13 protein-coding genes and 1 pseudogene are annotated in these 14,300 nt (G+C 63.0%); 2 read left to right on the top strand and 12 right to left on the bottom strand.

Annotated features, from left to right (window positions below):
• Window positions 1-391 precede the first annotated feature (391 nt).
• From ABIA90_RS23245 to ABIA90_RS23200, 10 genes are all read right to left on the bottom strand, one after another.
• On the bottom strand, window positions 392-1,003 hold the full coding sequence (locus ABIA90_RS23245) for a glutathione S-transferase (protein WP_354119275.1): 612 nt from the start codon (window positions 1,001-1,003) through the stop codon (window positions 392-394).
• Between the two features lie 2 nt (window positions 1,004-1,005).
• Window positions 1,006-2,727 carry an FAD-dependent oxidoreductase gene (locus ABIA90_RS23240; protein ID WP_354119276.1) on the bottom strand — a complete coding sequence of 574 codons (1,722 nt, stop codon included), beginning with the start codon at window positions 2,725-2,727 and terminating at the stop codon, window positions 1,006-1,008.
• A 2-nt stretch (window positions 2,728-2,729) separates the two neighbouring features.
• Complete coding sequence (locus tag ABIA90_RS23235; RefSeq protein WP_354119277.1) at window positions 2,730-3,476, bottom strand: SDR family NAD(P)-dependent oxidoreductase; 747 nt, start codon at window positions 3,474-3,476, stop codon at window positions 2,730-2,732.
• On the bottom strand, window positions 3,473-4,309 hold the full coding sequence (locus tag ABIA90_RS23230) for an SDR family NAD(P)-dependent oxidoreductase (RefSeq protein WP_354119278.1): 837 nt from the start codon (window positions 4,307-4,309) through the stop codon (window positions 3,473-3,475). The genes ABIA90_RS23235 and ABIA90_RS23230 overlap by 4 nt, the downstream gene beginning before the upstream one ends.
• A 2-nt stretch (window positions 4,310-4,311) precedes the next feature.
• The gene (locus ABIA90_RS23225; protein WP_354119279.1) at window positions 4,312-5,025 is read right to left on the bottom strand and encodes an ABC transporter ATP-binding protein; all 714 of its coding nucleotides are present in this window, start codon (window positions 5,023-5,025) and stop codon (window positions 4,312-4,314) included.
• The gene (locus ABIA90_RS23220) at window positions 5,018-5,779 is read right to left on the bottom strand and encodes an ABC transporter ATP-binding protein (protein WP_354119280.1); all 762 of its coding nucleotides are present in this window, start codon (window positions 5,777-5,779) and stop codon (window positions 5,018-5,020) included. Before ABIA90_RS23220 ends, ABIA90_RS23225 begins: the two co-directional genes overlap by 8 nt.
• Window positions 5,772-6,698 carry a branched-chain amino acid ABC transporter permease gene (locus tag ABIA90_RS23215; protein ID WP_354119281.1) on the bottom strand — a complete coding sequence of 309 codons (927 nt, stop codon included), beginning with the start codon at window positions 6,696-6,698 and terminating at the stop codon, window positions 5,772-5,774. The genes ABIA90_RS23220 and ABIA90_RS23215 overlap by 8 nt, the downstream gene beginning before the upstream one ends.
• Window positions 6,699-6,704: 6 nt before the next feature.
• On the bottom strand, window positions 6,705-7,607 hold the full coding sequence (locus tag ABIA90_RS23210) for a branched-chain amino acid ABC transporter permease (RefSeq protein ID WP_166101202.1): 903 nt from the start codon (window positions 7,605-7,607) through the stop codon (window positions 6,705-6,707).
• A 73-nt stretch (window positions 7,608-7,680) separates the two neighbouring features.
• Window positions 7,681-8,901 carry an ABC transporter substrate-binding protein gene (locus ABIA90_RS23205; protein ID WP_354119282.1) on the bottom strand — a complete coding sequence of 407 codons (1,221 nt, stop codon included), beginning with the start codon at window positions 8,899-8,901 and terminating at the stop codon, window positions 7,681-7,683.
• A gap of 30 nt (window positions 8,902-8,931) precedes the next feature.
• Window positions 8,932-9,708 (bottom strand): SDR family NAD(P)-dependent oxidoreductase, encoded by a 777-nt coding sequence (locus ABIA90_RS23200; protein ID WP_354119283.1) that lies wholly within the window; start codon window positions 9,706-9,708, stop codon window positions 8,932-8,934.
• A 117-nt stretch (window positions 9,709-9,825) separates the two neighbouring features.
• Between ABIA90_RS23200 and ABIA90_RS23195 the strand changes: the two genes are divergently transcribed.
• Window positions 9,826-10,515, top strand: coding sequence for a GntR family transcriptional regulator (locus ABIA90_RS23195; protein ID WP_166101192.1), 690 nt, complete (start codon window positions 9,826-9,828; stop codon window positions 10,513-10,515).
• 284 nt (window positions 10,516-10,799) lie between these two features.
• The gene (locus ABIA90_RS23190) at window positions 10,800-12,368 is read left to right on the top strand and encodes a GMC family oxidoreductase (RefSeq protein ID WP_354119284.1); all 1,569 of its coding nucleotides are present in this window, start codon (window positions 10,800-10,802) and stop codon (window positions 12,366-12,368) included.
• 473 nt (window positions 12,369-12,841) lie between these two features.
• Here the strand turns inward: ABIA90_RS23190 and ABIA90_RS23185 are convergent, their stop codons facing one another.
• A complete protein-coding gene (locus tag ABIA90_RS23185) occupies window positions 12,842-13,471 on the bottom strand; it encodes a winged helix-turn-helix domain-containing protein (protein WP_354119285.1) in 630 nt (209 codons plus the stop codon).
• 351 nt (window positions 13,472-13,822) lie between these two features.
• Window positions 13,823-14,167: pseudogene (locus tag ABIA90_RS23180) on the bottom strand (non-homologous end joining protein Ku); the annotation flags it as partial.
• Window positions 14,168-14,300: the final 133 nt, after the last annotated feature.

Below are 14,300 nucleotides of genomic sequence, written 5' to 3'. Positions count from 1 at the left end.
GCAGCCGTGTTGCACCTGACATGAGTTCTTCAACTCGGGCATAGGCATCACCGTGCAACGATCAGCCGTGCGGTCGTGGCGATGCGAGCAACGAAGACGAAGTAAGTCACTGATAATCTTGGTGGGTCCGGCAGGACTCGAACCTGCAACCAGACCGTTATGGGCGGTGGGTCTGACCTGACCTCGCATAGGGCAGGGCTCTTCTTCAGCTGTTCGGCCAAAAGGCACTTTTCTGCGCGGAATGCACCTCAGTTCGTTTCTCGCTTCTCTAACCCATTGAAATCGCGCAAAGTGCGAACGCCCTCCGAGCGCACCACAATCCCTCGATGCAATTAGGTTGCTAGAGCGGATTCTCTGTCGGTTTAGGCTCCGAGTGAGACTAGCCGCAAGCTCAAGCAACCGGGTGCCGCGTCGCCTGCATCGACGGCCGCACCTCGAAGCTGGCGAACCATGCGGCGCATTTCGGATGGCGCGAGCGCCAGCCGAAGTCGGGGAAGCGCAGATCAAGATAGCCGAAGGCGCAGGCGAAGCTGATTGTGCCGATGTCGACGCGCTCGCCGAACGTGGGGGCAGCCTTCTCAATCGCGGAAATCGAGGTTTCGACCTTGTCCAACTGGCCATCGAGCCAGGGCTGCCAGAGCTTCTCGGGAGGACGGACCGCAAGCTCGTAGCGCGAGAGCAGCGCGGCGGCCAGAATGCCGTCGGCAGTGCTCTGATCGCCCAGCGCTCGCCAACGTTGCGCTTGCGACTTCGGAAACAGCTTTCCGCCGGCGAGGTCATTGAGATATTCGCAGATAACGCGGCTGTCAGCGAGGGCGGTCCCGTCATCCAGCAGCATGGTCGGCACTTGGCCTAGCGGGTTATGCGCGATGATGGTCTGATCGCGGTTGATCGGATGCGCTGCGCTGGGAAGCTGCTCGATGCGGTCGGCAAGGCCAATCTCGTGCGCTGTGACTAGCACCTTGCGGACGTACGGCGAAAAGGGCGAATAAAAAATCTTCATGGCTACGCCTCATCTTGTTTTGCGTTGGCGAGTTCAAGCCCGGCGATGTAACCGAAGGTCAAAGCTGGGCCGAGTGTGATCCCGGCACCCGGATAGGCGCCGGCCATGATCGAGTTCATGTCGTTGCCGGATGCGAACAGCCCCGGAATGGGACGGCGATCGTTGTCCAGCACACGGGCCTTTGCATCTGTCTTCAGACCGGCGGCCGTCCCGATGTCGCCGGGGAACACGCGCACCGCGTAGAACGGCGGTGTCTCGATCGGCCCAAGGCACGGGTTTGGCTTGTGCGCGGGATCGCCGAGATAGCGGTTATAGGCGGTGCTGCCTTTGCCGAATGCGGGATCGTTGCCGCTGGCAGCGGCATTGTTCATCTGGGCGATACTCCCGGCAAGATTGGCTGCATCGAGGCCGAGCTTGCGTGCCAGCTCGTCCACCGTGTTGGCGGCAACGAGATAGCCGCTGTCGAGGAAGCGCGAAAGCGAACGTGCGGCCGGCCGCACCAGGCCGAGACCGTAAGTGCGCAGGAAGCTGGCGTCGCAGACGAGATAGGCCGGGATCGTCGGCTCGCTCTCGTGAGCGCGATGCATGGCCTCGACGAACTCGTGATACGAGGTTGCTTCGTTGACGAAGCGCCGGCCGGCCTGGTTGACGGCGATCACACCCGGCTTCTGGCGGTCGAGGATGAGATGGGGGAAGCGGATCTCGCGGCCGTCACGGTCGCGCATGACCGAGACCGGCGTCCAGAACGCGTTGCCGACATTGTCCGTCTCGATCGATGCGCCGGCCTCGCGTCCGAGTTTGAGGCCGTCGCCGCTGTTGCCGATCGGGGCCATCGAATAATGCTGATCGGCATGTGGCAGCATGCCGGCCCGCATCGCGGCGTTCGCGGGAAAGCCGCCGGTCGCGAGCACCACGCCCCGTCGCGCTCCGATGCGCAAGACGTGTCCATCGCGCTCGACTTCGAGCCCAATGACACGCGGCCCGTCCAGCAACAGCCGGGTTGCGGCCGTTCCCGTCCGCAGTGGGATCTTTCGATCGAGTGCGGATTTCAGCAGCCGCGCCGCGAGCGCGTTGCCCATGAGCAGTCTTGTGCCGCGCGGGTAGCGCAGGCGGTCGAGGCCGTAGCGCAGCAGCAGCTTTGTGGAGTCGCGAAAATTGGCCCAGGAGGATCGGATGCCGAGCAGGCTGTCGATGTCCTTCCGCCCGACCATCATGCCGCCGAACACCAGGAATTCGGCGATCGGATTCCGCAGCATATTGAAATGCTCGCCGAGCTCGCGGCCATCGAACGGAGCTGGGTCGATGGTGCGGCCGCCGCTCGATGCTCCCTCCAGGTTCGACTGGTAGTCGGGTGACAGGGCGCGTGGGATGAAGCGCAGGGCGGTGTTGCTCTCCATGAAGCTGACCATGCGCGGGCCGGCGTCGAGAAAGGCGTCGATCATGTCGCGACGCATGCGATTGCCAAGGATGGCCTGGAGATAGTTGAGCACCGCCTCCCGGCTGTCGTCGACCCCGACCTCGCGACTGTGCGGATTCATGGGAATCCAGACCGCTCCGCCGGACACCGCCGTGCTGCCGCCGATGCTGTCGGTCTTCTCAACGACGAGAACGTCGAGGCCGTGATGCGCCGCGGTGAGGGCCGCGGCCATTCCGCCGGCGCCGGAGCCGACGACCACGACGTCGTGCTCTTCATCGAAACCAGGCGAAAACTGAGCTGCTGACATGTCTAGATTCCAAGGCCACCGCCAAGCGATTTGCCGCCGTCGACCAGCAGGACCTGACCGGTGATGAAATCCATGCGCGGCGAGGCAAGGAAGGAGACGGCGTTGGCGATATCCTGCGGCCGTCCAGCCTTTCCGGTCGGCTGAAGGGCGAGCTGCGCCGCCAGGCGTTCGGGTGTGAGCGCCGCCAGAAGCGGCGTGTCGATCAGTCCGGGCGCTATGGCGTTGACCAGGATGCCGCGCGGCGCCAGTTCCATCGCGGTTGCGCGGGTCAAGCCGACGACGGCGGCCTTCGAGGCCACGTAGTGGGCATGGTTGCGTGCGCCGAGAAAGGCGCGGGAGGCGATGTTGACGATCTTGGCGCCGGACTGCATGCGCGCGGCGGCCGCCTGGGATAGGCTGAAGAGAGCGATGAGGTTGATCTCGTACATGCGACGGAAGTCCTCCGCCGTGAGATCGAAGAACGGGCGCTCGTCGAAGATGCCGGCATTGTTGACGAGGGCTGACAGTGGACGTTCCCCTGCAATCAGCGATGTGACCGCATCGTGCTGACGCAGATCGACGGCGGCTGCGCGTGACGTCACATTGGCCGTGGATATTTCGGCGGCGCAGGCTTCGGCCGCCGCGCGATCGAGGTCGACAACGAGGACCTCGAATCCGTCCCGGGCCAGTCGGGCTGCGATCGCCTTGCCGATGCCGCGCCCGCCGCCGGTCACGAGTGCAAGTGGTGGCTGGGTTGAAGGATCTGTCATGGTTTCTTCTCCATGTTTCTTGAATTGGCGTCGGCACGCGCGAAATCGGCCCCGTGGCGGTGGGTCAGGAAGCCGGCGGTGAGTCCGCCGTCGACTTCGAGCACGGCGCCATTGACGTAGGAAGCTTCGTCGCTGAGCAGGAACGCGATGGCCGACGCGATCTCGGCTGGTTGCGCCAGCCGGCCGAGCGGCGTGCGATCCAGCATGACGTCGTTGAGAAAGGCGGCGGGAATGCCGTCGCGGATCATCGGCGTGTCGACGCCGTTTGGCGCCACCGCATTCACGCGCACGCCGCGATGGCCCCATTCCACCGCCAGCGTTTTGGTGAGGCCGACCAGTCCCCATTTCGACGCCGCGTAGTTGGCCCGGCCCGGCTGACCGCCCTTGGCGGTGATGGAGGCGATGGTAACGATCGCGCCGTGACCTTGCGCGAGCAGCACCTCGCCGACGGCGCGGCAGGTGTAGAAGACGCCCTTCAAATTGATATCGAGCACGTCAGAGAACGTCTTGTCGTCCATCGTTTCCGCGGCTGCGGCACGGGCGATACCTGCGCAAGGGATCGCGCCGTCTAGCCGGCCGAGTTGTCGTACGGCATCCGCGACGAAAGCGCTGGTCGCGCCTGCGTCACGCGTGTCGAAGGCCTGAACGACCACCCGGGCGCCTGCGGACTGCAGTGAAGCCTGCAACGCCGACAGGCCTGCCGGGTCGAGATCAGCTGCCGCGATGTCCGCACCCTCGCCGGCGAGCTGATGAGCGACGGCCTCACCGATCCCGCGTGCGGCTCCGGTTATGAGATAAGCCTTGCCGACGAGGCGTCCGGGTTGAGAGGCCATGATCAGCTCCCGAGATAAGTGCGCTTGATCGCTTCGTTCTGGCGCAACGCATCGGATGCGCCTTCGAGCACGATCTCGCCGTTTTCGAGGACGTAGGCATATTGCGAAGCGGCCAGCGCGACCGCCGCGTTCTGTTCGACCAGGAGGATGCTGAGGCCGTCGGCGTGCAACCTGGCGATGATGTCGAAGATTTTCTGCACCAGCACGGGCGACAGGCCGAGTGAGGGCTCATCGAGCAGGAGCAGCCGCGGCCGTGCCATCAACGCGCGGGCGATCAGCAGCATTTGCTGCTCGCCTCCGGACAGCGTGCCCGCCTTCTGCTTCAGCCGTTCGCGAAGCACCGGGAAGTAGGCGAAGACGCGATCGAGATCGCTGCGGACGCCCGCGGGATCGCTGCGGCCATAGGCGCCCATGTCGAGGTTCTCGCGCACGCTCATGTCGCGGAAAACCTCGCGGCCTTCCGGCACCTGGGAGATCCCGGCCTTGACCACGTGATGGGATTGCAGCCGGTTGAGCGGCTGGCCTTCAAAGCGGATGGAGCCGCTCGTCAGCGGCACCAGCCGCGAAATAGTATTGAGCGTCGTGGTCTTACCGGCCCCGTTGCCACCGAGCAGGGCCACGATCGAACCGACGCTCATTTTGAGGTTGACATTGCTCAGGGCCTGGATGCGCCCGTAGGCGGCCGAAACGCCTTTGACTTCGAGCAGGTCAGCCATGGGCAGCCTCCTTGCCGAGATAGGCTTCGATCACCGCCGGATCGTTGCGCACCTCCTGCGGTGTCCCCTCGGCGATCTTGGTGCCGAAGTTGAGCACCGTGACCCGATCCGAGATCGACATCACGAGCTGCATGACGTGCTCGACGATCAGAATGGTGAGCCCGTCCGTCCTGACGAGGTCGGTGAGTAGGCGGTCGAGGGACGTGATTTCTCGATTGCGGAGGCCCGCGGCCGGCTCGTCGAGCAGCAGGAGACGTGGCCGGATCGCAAGCGCGCGCGCCAGCTCGAGCAGTTTCTGATGGCCGAAGTCGAGATTCCTGGCCTTGTGCTCGCGATAGGGGCCAAGGCCGGTGCGTTCGATGACGCTCTCGATGTGGCGCATCACCGCCGGCGGCTTTGCCTGGAGCCAGTCCCGCAACGAACCGCCACAATGGACGTGCGCGCCGATCATGACGTTCTCGAGCACGGTCAGTTCGTTGAAGAGCTCGAGATTCTGAAACGAGCGTGCGATGCCGCGGCCGGCCATCTCGGAGGCTGGTGCCCGGGTGATGTCGGTACCGTCGAACACGACCCGGCCGGAGGTCGGCTGATAGAAGCGGGAAATGCAGTTGAAGGTGGTCGACTTTCCGGCGCCGTTGGGGCCGATCAGCGCATGGATGGTCCCCTGCGCGACGTCGAGGCTGAAATCACTGACCGCGACAAGTCCGCCGAACCGGACGGTGACATTCTCGACCCTGAGCAGGGCGTCAGGCACGGGCGAACCTCTTCAAATTGTCGCCGACGAATGCGAACAGGCCGCGCGGTGCAAACATCATGAAGACGATGAGGATCAGTCCGTAGATGATCTCCTGGTAGGAAGGGGCCTGGCGCAGCAGCTCGGAGATCAGGCCGAAGACGATCGCGCCGCCGATCGCGCCGGAGAAGGAGCCGAGCCCGCCGACGACCACCATGGTGAGCACCAGGATGGTGGTTTGGAAGCCGAGGCTATCAGGATGGATGTAGGTCGAATAGATCGCGAACATGGCGCCGGCCACGCCCGCGAAGAAGGCTGAGAGTGCGAAGGCTGCGAGCTTGGTGGTCCGGACCGGCACGCCCATCGCAAGTGCGGCGACCTCGGACTCGCGCACGGCCCGGAAGGCGCGCCCGAGCCGCGATCGTGCAATCACGACCGTCGCCCAGATCATCAGCAAGGTGATGGCGAGCACGACGGGGTAGGCCTGTCTGTCGCTGATGATCTCGAAACCAAACAGGCTGGCCGGTGGAATACGCAGGCCGTTCGGCCCGCCAGTGACCGGCGTCCAGCTCAGGAACACCCATTGCATGGCCTCGCCGAATGCAAAGGTGGCGAGCGCCAGGTAGATGTCGCGCATTCTCAGCGCGAGCGTCCCGATACACAGCCCCACCAGCGCGGCGACGAGACCCGATGCGAGGACCGACAAGGGGAACGGCCAGCCGAAGGCGGCGTTGGCAAGACCGCTGGTGTAGATGCCGATACCGTAGAAGGCCGCCTGCGCGAGCGAGAACTGGCCGGCTTCGCCGATGACGATGTGCATTCCGAGACAGAGCACGGTGAAGGTGAGCAGCAGATTGGCGAGGTAGATGACATAACCGCTGGAAACCATCGGCAGCACGATCAAGCCCGCTAACGCCGCGAGAAGGCCGATGATGCGCATGGCGGCTCAGACCTTCTTGATCACGATGCGGCCGCCGAAAAGGCCTTGAGGCCGCAGGATCAGCACCAGCATGATGGCAAGGAACGGAGCGAGCGTGATGGCGCGCGACGATACGAACAGCCCGACCAACTGCTCGACGATGCCGATGATGAAGCCGCCGACCACGGCGCCGGGCAGGCTGGCGAAACCGCCGACGATCGCGGCCGCGAAGCCGAGCGTTACGACCGTGCCCATGTCCGCCGTCATCAGCAGCTTGGGTGAAATCAGCAGCGCCGCGATCGCCGAGATCGCGCCTGACAGGCCCCAGATGATCGTGTGGATCCGGTTGAGATTGACCCCGACGAGCTGAGCCGCTTTGGGATTCATGCCGACCGAGCGCATGGCGCGGCCGAGCTTGGTGTAGCCGAACATCCAGAAGAAGGCCGCCATCACGGCGATTGCGGTGCCCAGAATCACGAGATCGAGCCGGGTCACGCTCGCCTGTCCGATCATCAGTGAATCGGTCGAGACCAGTGCGGGAAACGAGCGCGGCGTGTCGCCAAAGCCGGTCTGGCGCACGAGGCCCTTCAGCACATAGGAGAGACCGAGCGTCGCAATCACGAGGTTGACTGGGCTACCGCTCGCATGGGCGACCTGGGCGAGGACGACGCGGCGGAACAACGCCGCTCCGGCGAACGCGACGACGATGGTCATCGGGATCGCCGCCCAGGCCGGCACCGCGCGAAACACGAGCAAATAGAGCGCGACATAGCCTGCCGCCATCAGCATCTCGCCTTGCGCGAAGTTCGGCACCTCGGACGTCCTGAAGATGATGACGATCGCGAGCGCCAGCAGCGCGTAGACGCTGCCGACGACGAGGCCGGAGGCGACGCCCTGTTGCAGGAAAAGGAGGGCGAGTTGCAAATCCATGAATGCGCCGTTCGAGAACCGGGTTGGGGAAGAGGATGCGAGGCCGCGCGGATGGAGCGCGGCCTCGAGCGGTTCAGCCCTTGAATTGCCAGCGGCTGGTATAGACGCCGGGCTGCAGTACCTGGTTCGTGCCGTCGAACTTGATGAAGATGGTCGACTTGTTCGCAGCGCGCTCCTGTGGGCCGAATACGACGGGCCCGGCCATCACGCCGCTGTCGAAGTTCTGCTTCTTTAAGGCGTCGAGCACCTTTTCGCGCGTCGGCTGCGGACCGGCGTCCTTGAGGGCGTTGACGATGCTCATCGCGGAGGGAATGCCGTAGGGCATATAGGCCTGCGGGTGATCCGGCTTGGCGGCGAGGTCGGGGTAGGCCGCCTTGTACATGTCGTAGACCCATTTGATCTTCGGTCCGCCAGGCAGGTCGGCCAAGACGTCCTGCACGTAGAAGTTATTCAGCGCGTCCTTGCTACCGACATTCTCCGCGAGCTGCGACAGGTTGGCCGTTCCGGTGACGGACAGGATGATCGGCTTGTTGAAGCCGAGCTCGTAAGCCTTCTTGATCAGCAGGGCGGCGGGGCGCGCATAGGTGACGATCGCGATCGCGTCCGGATTGGCGGCGCGAAGCTTGAAGAACGGCGCGGTGACATCGGTGATGGTCGGGCTGATCGATTCGACCAGCAGATTGACCTTGTGCGCTTCCGCGTCGGCCTTCGATCCTTCCAGGTTCCATACGCCATAGGCGTCGTCGTGGTTGATGTAGGCGATCTTCTTGGCGCCAAGGGTTTTTGCCGCGAAATCGATGATCGCTCCTCCGACCGCGTACTGCGAGATCGAGAAGGCGCCGAAGATGTAGTCGGTCGGCGGATAGAGCGCCCCGTCACCCGAGGCGTTCAGCATGATCAGCGGAATCTTGGAGCGGACGACATAGTCCTTTGCGGCGACGACCGCGGCCGAGCACGATCCGCCATTGAGCAAGAACACCTGGTCCTGCTCGACGAGCTTCTTCACCGCGGCGACCAGATCGTTGGCATTGCAGCGGTCATCTTCGAGGACCACCTCGATCTTGCGGCCGTTGATGCCGCCGTCCTTGTTGATCTTGTCGTAATACATCCGCGCCGCGTTCGCGACGTCGAAGCCATAGGCCATGTTCGCTCCCGACAGCGGTGCGAACATGCCGATCTTGATGGTCTTGTCGGTGATGCCTGGTTCCTGCGCGAAGCTGGCTACCGGCAGGCTCATGGCGGCAAAACATGCGGCGGCCAGTGCGGCTAGCCGGCCGGGTGCTCTGATCAACATTCTTGTTCCTCCCCTTTTTTGTTGAACCCGTTATTGCATCCTGTAGCCGCCGTTGACGTCGATGGTGACGCCGGTGATGTAGGACGCGCCCGGCGAGACCAGGAAGCGCACGGCTGCCGCGACATCGTCGGGCGTGCCGAGCCGTCCCAGCGGAATCTGGGCCGAAGCCTTCTCGTCGTCGGCGGGATCGAGCGACAGACGCAGCATCGGCGCGTCGATTAGTCCCGGCGCCACCGAGTTCACGGTGACCGTCCGCGGCGCAAGCTCGCGCGCCAAGACCTTGGTGAGACCAAGCACGGCGGATTTGCTGGCGATATAGGACGCGCTGGACCTGTAGCCGCCGAGCTGGGCCGCAACGGACGACAGTGTCACGATGCGTCCGCCGCCGACGGAGGCGGGCAGGCGGTTTGCGAATTCCCGGCAGCACAGAAACGTCCCGGTCGCGTTGACGTCCTGCGTCGTCTGCCATTCGGCAAGGTCCGTCTCTGCGACGAGATTGCGCGAGCCGTCGGGCCGCAGCATCAGGACGCCAGCCGCGGTCACCATGACGGCGATATCGCCCAATGCATGCTGGGCGCGGTCGAACGCCGCCTTGACCTGCGTCTCGTTCGAGACATCGGCGACAATGGCGATGTGGCCGGTGCCGGCGAGTTGCGGCAGCAGGCCGTCAAGTGCATCCCGGCTGCGGTCGAGAGCCACCACCCGCAGGCCGTCTTCGGCCAGCGCTCGGCAAATGGCCGCACCAATCCCGCCGCTCGCCCCCGTCACGAGGGCGGCGCGCCGCTCCTGACCATTCACGCGTTTCACTCCTTGGTCCCTTGATTGGATACAATCCAAGGGTAGTCGCGCGCTAATGTCAACAATATTGCATTGGATGCTGCAATATTTTATCCAATCTTTACCTTCGCATGTGGATGAGGCCCCGTGACCAGCGCATCGGATGTCACTGAATTGTTGCGTGAGCGCATTCTGTCGGGCGATGTGCCGTCAGGGTCGCGGCTGCAGCAGATTCCGCTATCGGAAGCCCTTGGCGTCTCACGCACGCCGCTGCGTGAGGCGCTTGCGCAACTCGCGAAGGAAGGACTGCTCATCTACGAACCGAACCGCGGTTACGCGGTAAGGGCGTTCTCAACGGCCGAAATCAGCGCGGCTTTCGAGGTGCGCGCGCGGCTGGAGGCGCTGGCGTGTGGCATCGTAGCGAGGCAGGGCGCCTCAGTGGAGGTGCTCGACCGGCTGCGCGAATGCGTTGCCGAAGGTGATCGTATTCTTTCGAAGGGTGTTCTAGATCCACACGATCTGATCCCCTATCGCCGTATGAACGTCGATTTTCACGAGACCATCATCCAGACCTGTGAGAACCCCTTCGTCAGCAGTTTCGTGCGGCAGTGTCACAACGTTCCGATGGCGTCAGACCGGGTTTTCATTTGGGAAGATTATCAGGTCATCGCGCGCTCCCACGACGATCACCATCGGATCCTAGATGCGATCGCTAAGCGTGAGGCCCAGCGCGCGGAGAACTTGATGTCGGAGCACATCCACTTCGCGCTCCTCGTTCTGCGCAGGAAGCTCGAAGAAGATGGCCGGGCCGCGCAATTGCGCGACGACCGAAAGTAACCATCGAAACGGCGCCTTCGTCCGTACGTTGGTAGCCACGGTAGTCCGGGCCCCGCGCATCGCGCGTAAGGTGATCTTCACCGGTGGTGTATCGCGCCGATTGAGGCGGTGGGTGCGCATGAGGAGCGATCGAGAAGCTGCTTTTAGTTTCGGCTTCTCATGGCGGGGCTGCCGCATATGATGGACATGCACCACGGATGGATATCCGAGCCTAGCGAAACAGTTTTCTCAGTCCCATTGCGCCTTTCCAATCCGAGAAGTGCACAGAATGGAAGTGACCGAACGTGATTGAACAGGAATACGACACGATTATCATCGGCGGAGGTTCCGCTGGAGCGACGCTCGCCGCGCGCCTCAGCGAAGACCCATCGCATCGGGTGCTGCTGCTTGAAGCGGGACAAGATCTCCGAACAGCAACTACGCCGGAACACATCCGCATCCCCAACCCGATGCGCGCCATCGGTGACGACGATTTCCGCTGGCCGAAGCTGTTGGCGCGACGCACCGAGCGCCAGCAGCCGCTGCTGCTCTGGCGCGGCCGTGCCATGGGCGGAAGCTCGACAATCAATGGTCAGATCGCGATCCGCGCCGTCCCCGACGACATCAACCGTTGGACGGCCGCGGGCTGTCAGGGGTGGTCGTGGGACGAGCTTTTGCCCTATTTCTGTAAGCTTGAGACGGACAAGAATTTCCCCAATGCAGTCTATCACGGCGATCACGGCCCGATCCCGGTGTATCGAGCTCCGGTCCCGGATTGGGGCAATGTCGACCGGGCGTTACGCTCGTCCGCGCTTGCCCTCGGTTATGGCTGGTGTGAGGATCACAACGCGCCTACCGGCACCGGAGTCTCGCCCTATGCTATCAATAGCGAGGGCGGCCTGCGAATCTCCACCAATGATGGGTATCTGGAGCCGGCGCGCGGTCGCGCCAACCTTGACATCGTCGGTGATGCCCTGGTCGACAGCGTCACCTTCGAAGGAAACCGGCTGCACGCCAGTGGCGTCTTGGTCCGCGTCAACGGTCAATCCTACGCGCCCCGCGCGACGCGCGAGGTTATCCTCTGCGCCGGCGCCATCCATTCGCCGGCTATCCTGCAACGCTCCGGCATCGGGCCTGTCGCCCTGCTGGAGCCGCTCGGTGTCCCGATCCGCGTGGATCTCCCGGTGGGCGAGAATCTGCTCGACCACCCGATTGTAAACGCACTGCTGCATTTGCGCGAAGGAAGCCAGGTAAGCACGCTGATGCATCGGCACACCAATTGCTGCCTGCGCTACTCGTCCGGCCTCGCAGACGCTGGCGAAAATGACATGATCATGATTGCTGGCAATCTTGCTCGCTCGCAGCAATCGACGGCCGATGTGGCGCTCGGACGCATCGCTGTCTCTGTCTATCAGGCCTTCAGTCAAGGCTACGTCCGCATCACTACCACCGACCCAGAGGTCGACCCGGCGGTTGAGGAACGCATGCTGTCCGATCCTCGCGATCTGGTGCGCCTGCGCGATGGTGTTCGCCGCCTGCGCGATATCTGCTTGCAGCCTGCGGTAACCGAGATCGCTTCCCGCGTCGATTATGGCATCAGTGGCCGCTCTATGGACGAGCCGTTCAGCGACGCAGAGTTAGACGGCTGGCTGTTCGCCGAGTGTAGCGACGCGCAACACGCGAGCGGTACCTGCCGCATGGGCGCGCCGGACGATGCGCGCTCGGTCGTCGATCACGAATGCCGGGTGATCGGATGCACCGGACTGCGCGTGATCGATGCGTCGGTCATGCCGGAAGTCCCGCGCGCCAACACCCATTTGACCACGGTAGCCATCGCAGAGCGCATGGCAGACCGGTTGAAAGATACAAGGTAAGCGGTGGTACCCCGTGCCGGCCTGAGTGTATCGATGCAGCCTAGGCTCTTTCCGTACTAGAATGACTTGGGAGCCATCGCGTCCATTTCGTCGCATGATACGCGCGATTTGTTCGGTCGTTTCCTATAGGGTTTGCGCGAGCGCGCTTTCGGCTAATGCCGGAGGCGATCCAGACTTAATCACCATGCTTCCGATGATCACATCAGCTTCGCTGAAAGCAGGCGCGGCAATTCCAGTCACGTCATCGCTGCAACGCGTCTCCGAGACTTCGGGTAACCGCGCTCACCCAGCGATCTTCTCCTGCTTGACGCGGCGCACATCGACGCCGACCCGGTTGCAGTGATCCGGTTGCCCCAACGTGTTCCGCAGGGCCGATGAGTGGGCGACGATTACATTCGCCATCATCCCTCCGACGTCATCATGGAATCCATTGTGCCGGGAAAGAGGAATTGATCAAAGCCATCAAGGCGAGGTTAGCGAGAAGCTATCGCACTGGCCACCAGAGACGGCTCATTGAGGGGACCGAGGTCAGCAAAGCATACGGCACCTGCAAACTCTTCGAACAATGCGTGAGCCACCGAGACAGCAACAGTTGTTTTTCCTATGCCGCCCGGGCCAACCATCGTCACAAAGCGTCGCTCCGACAACTGACCTGATATTTCGTGGACCACGTCATCGCGACCAATCATTCGGGTCAAACGAGGCGGCAACTTTCGAGCGATGAATGAGGCTGGGTTGTGCGTAGCATCGGCTTGCAGCGGCCCCAAGCGAGAGATTGGCGCCACGAAGCAATAGCCCTGGCCCGGAATTGTTGCCACATAGCGCGCTCCGGCGTCTCCTTCGCCGAGCGCCTTACGGAGCATGGCAACTTGAACACGAAGGTTTACTTCATCGATCGTGACGCCGGGCCATACTTGAGCGATCAAATCCTTCTTGCCGACCACTTTCCCAGCGTGCTCGACCAGAACGGCCAGAATTTCGAAGGCTCGGACCCCAACCTCAATTGGAACGCCCTCCTTTTCCAGAACTCTCCGCGAACCGGACAAACGGAAAGGACCAAACAAAATCTCTTGATCTGCCTTTGGATTTTTGCGGTCGATCATCTCAACACATTGCCGATCCGAACAGGTCGATCATCCTCCTCCTCACCAGTCAGCGTCTGCTGGAAAACAACCAGCGCCTCCAGGAAAACATCTCGCGGCTGGAAGCAACTCTCGCACAGGAGAAGGCGGCGCGAGAGACGGCGGCCGCGCGTGGCATAGCTTAAAACCTTGGCCTTACTGCTCCACCATTGGTGGCACGTCTGTCACGCAGTGCGGGTCTCGCGAGGCAGAGATGTCCGCTATGGGGTCATTAGCGGAAGTGGCGGCTTCCCTTTGCTATATCTGGTCTGCCCCGAAAGCAGACATCCAGCGATCGGTTGAACTCGCCGTCAAAAGCGGCGGTCACCCCGCCTAAGCCGACTTCCGCCGCTGGCCCGACACGGGTTTCTTCGCCGCTACTTCCTTCACCGGCTTCTTGCCTTGGATCGTCATCAGCATCTCTTTTTGGCCCGCCGCCGCCTTGCGCGGCTTCTCGGCGGGCTTTGCTGCCTTCGCCGGCGCAGCCTCCCGACCGACGCTCTGCCGCAGCGCCTCCATCAGATCGACCACGTTTTCGCCTTTGGGCCGTTCCTTCGGGCGGATGGTCTTGCCTGCGCGCTTCTGGTTGATCAGGTCGACCAGCGCGGTCTCGTAATGATCCTCGAATTTCCCTGGGTCGAACGTGCCGGTCTTCTGGTTGACGATGTGCCTTGCGAGGGCGATGCCAATATCGCTCTTCGTAAATCGAGCCCGAGCGTCCAGGACATTGTTCGCAGAGCGCCTGTTGCGCATATCCAGGCGCGCCTCCCGAGGTCGATGCTGCTTTGATGCTTCGGTGCCGCATGTCATC

The organism is Bradyrhizobium sp. LA6.8, assembly GCF_040547935.1.
GTDB lineage: Bacteria > Pseudomonadota > Alphaproteobacteria > Rhizobiales > Xanthobacteraceae > Bradyrhizobium > Bradyrhizobium barranii.
The sequence above is the reverse complement of the archived record's forward strand: the minus strand, read 5'-3'. Positions and strand labels throughout refer to the sequence as shown.

Bases quoted from the DNA above. Each gene is read 5' to 3' on its own strand.
- ABIA90_RS23245 (WP_354119275.1), bottom strand. From the start codon at position 1,003: ATGAAGATTTTTTATTCGCCCTTTTCGCCGTACGTCCGCAAGGTGCTA.
- ABIA90_RS23240 (WP_354119276.1), bottom strand. From the start codon at position 2,727: ATGTCAGCAGCTCAGTTTTCGCCTGGTTTCGATGAAGAGCACGACGTC.
- ABIA90_RS23235 (WP_354119277.1), bottom strand. From the start codon at position 3,476: ATGACAGATCCTTCAACCCAGCCACCACTTGCACTCGTGACCGGCGGC.
- ABIA90_RS23230 (WP_354119278.1), bottom strand. From the start codon at position 4,309: ATGGCCTCTCAACCCGGACGCCTCGTCGGCAAGGCTTATCTCATAACC.
- ABIA90_RS23225 (WP_354119279.1), bottom strand. From the start codon at position 5,025: ATGGCTGACCTGCTCGAAGTCAAAGGCGTTTCGGCCGCCTACGGGCGC.
- ABIA90_RS23215 (WP_354119281.1), bottom strand. From the start codon at position 6,698: ATGCGCATCATCGGCCTTCTCGCGGCGTTAGCGGGCTTGATCGTGCTG.
- ABIA90_RS23210 (WP_166101202.1), bottom strand. From the start codon at position 7,607: ATGGATTTGCAACTCGCCCTCCTTTTCCTGCAACAGGGCGTCGCCTCC.
- ABIA90_RS23205 (WP_354119282.1), bottom strand. From the start codon at position 8,901: ATGTTGATCAGAGCACCCGGCCGGCTAGCCGCACTGGCCGCCGCATGT.
- ABIA90_RS23185 (WP_354119285.1), bottom strand. From the start codon at position 13,471: ATGATCGACCGCAAAAATCCAAAGGCAGATCAAGAGATTTTGTTTGGT.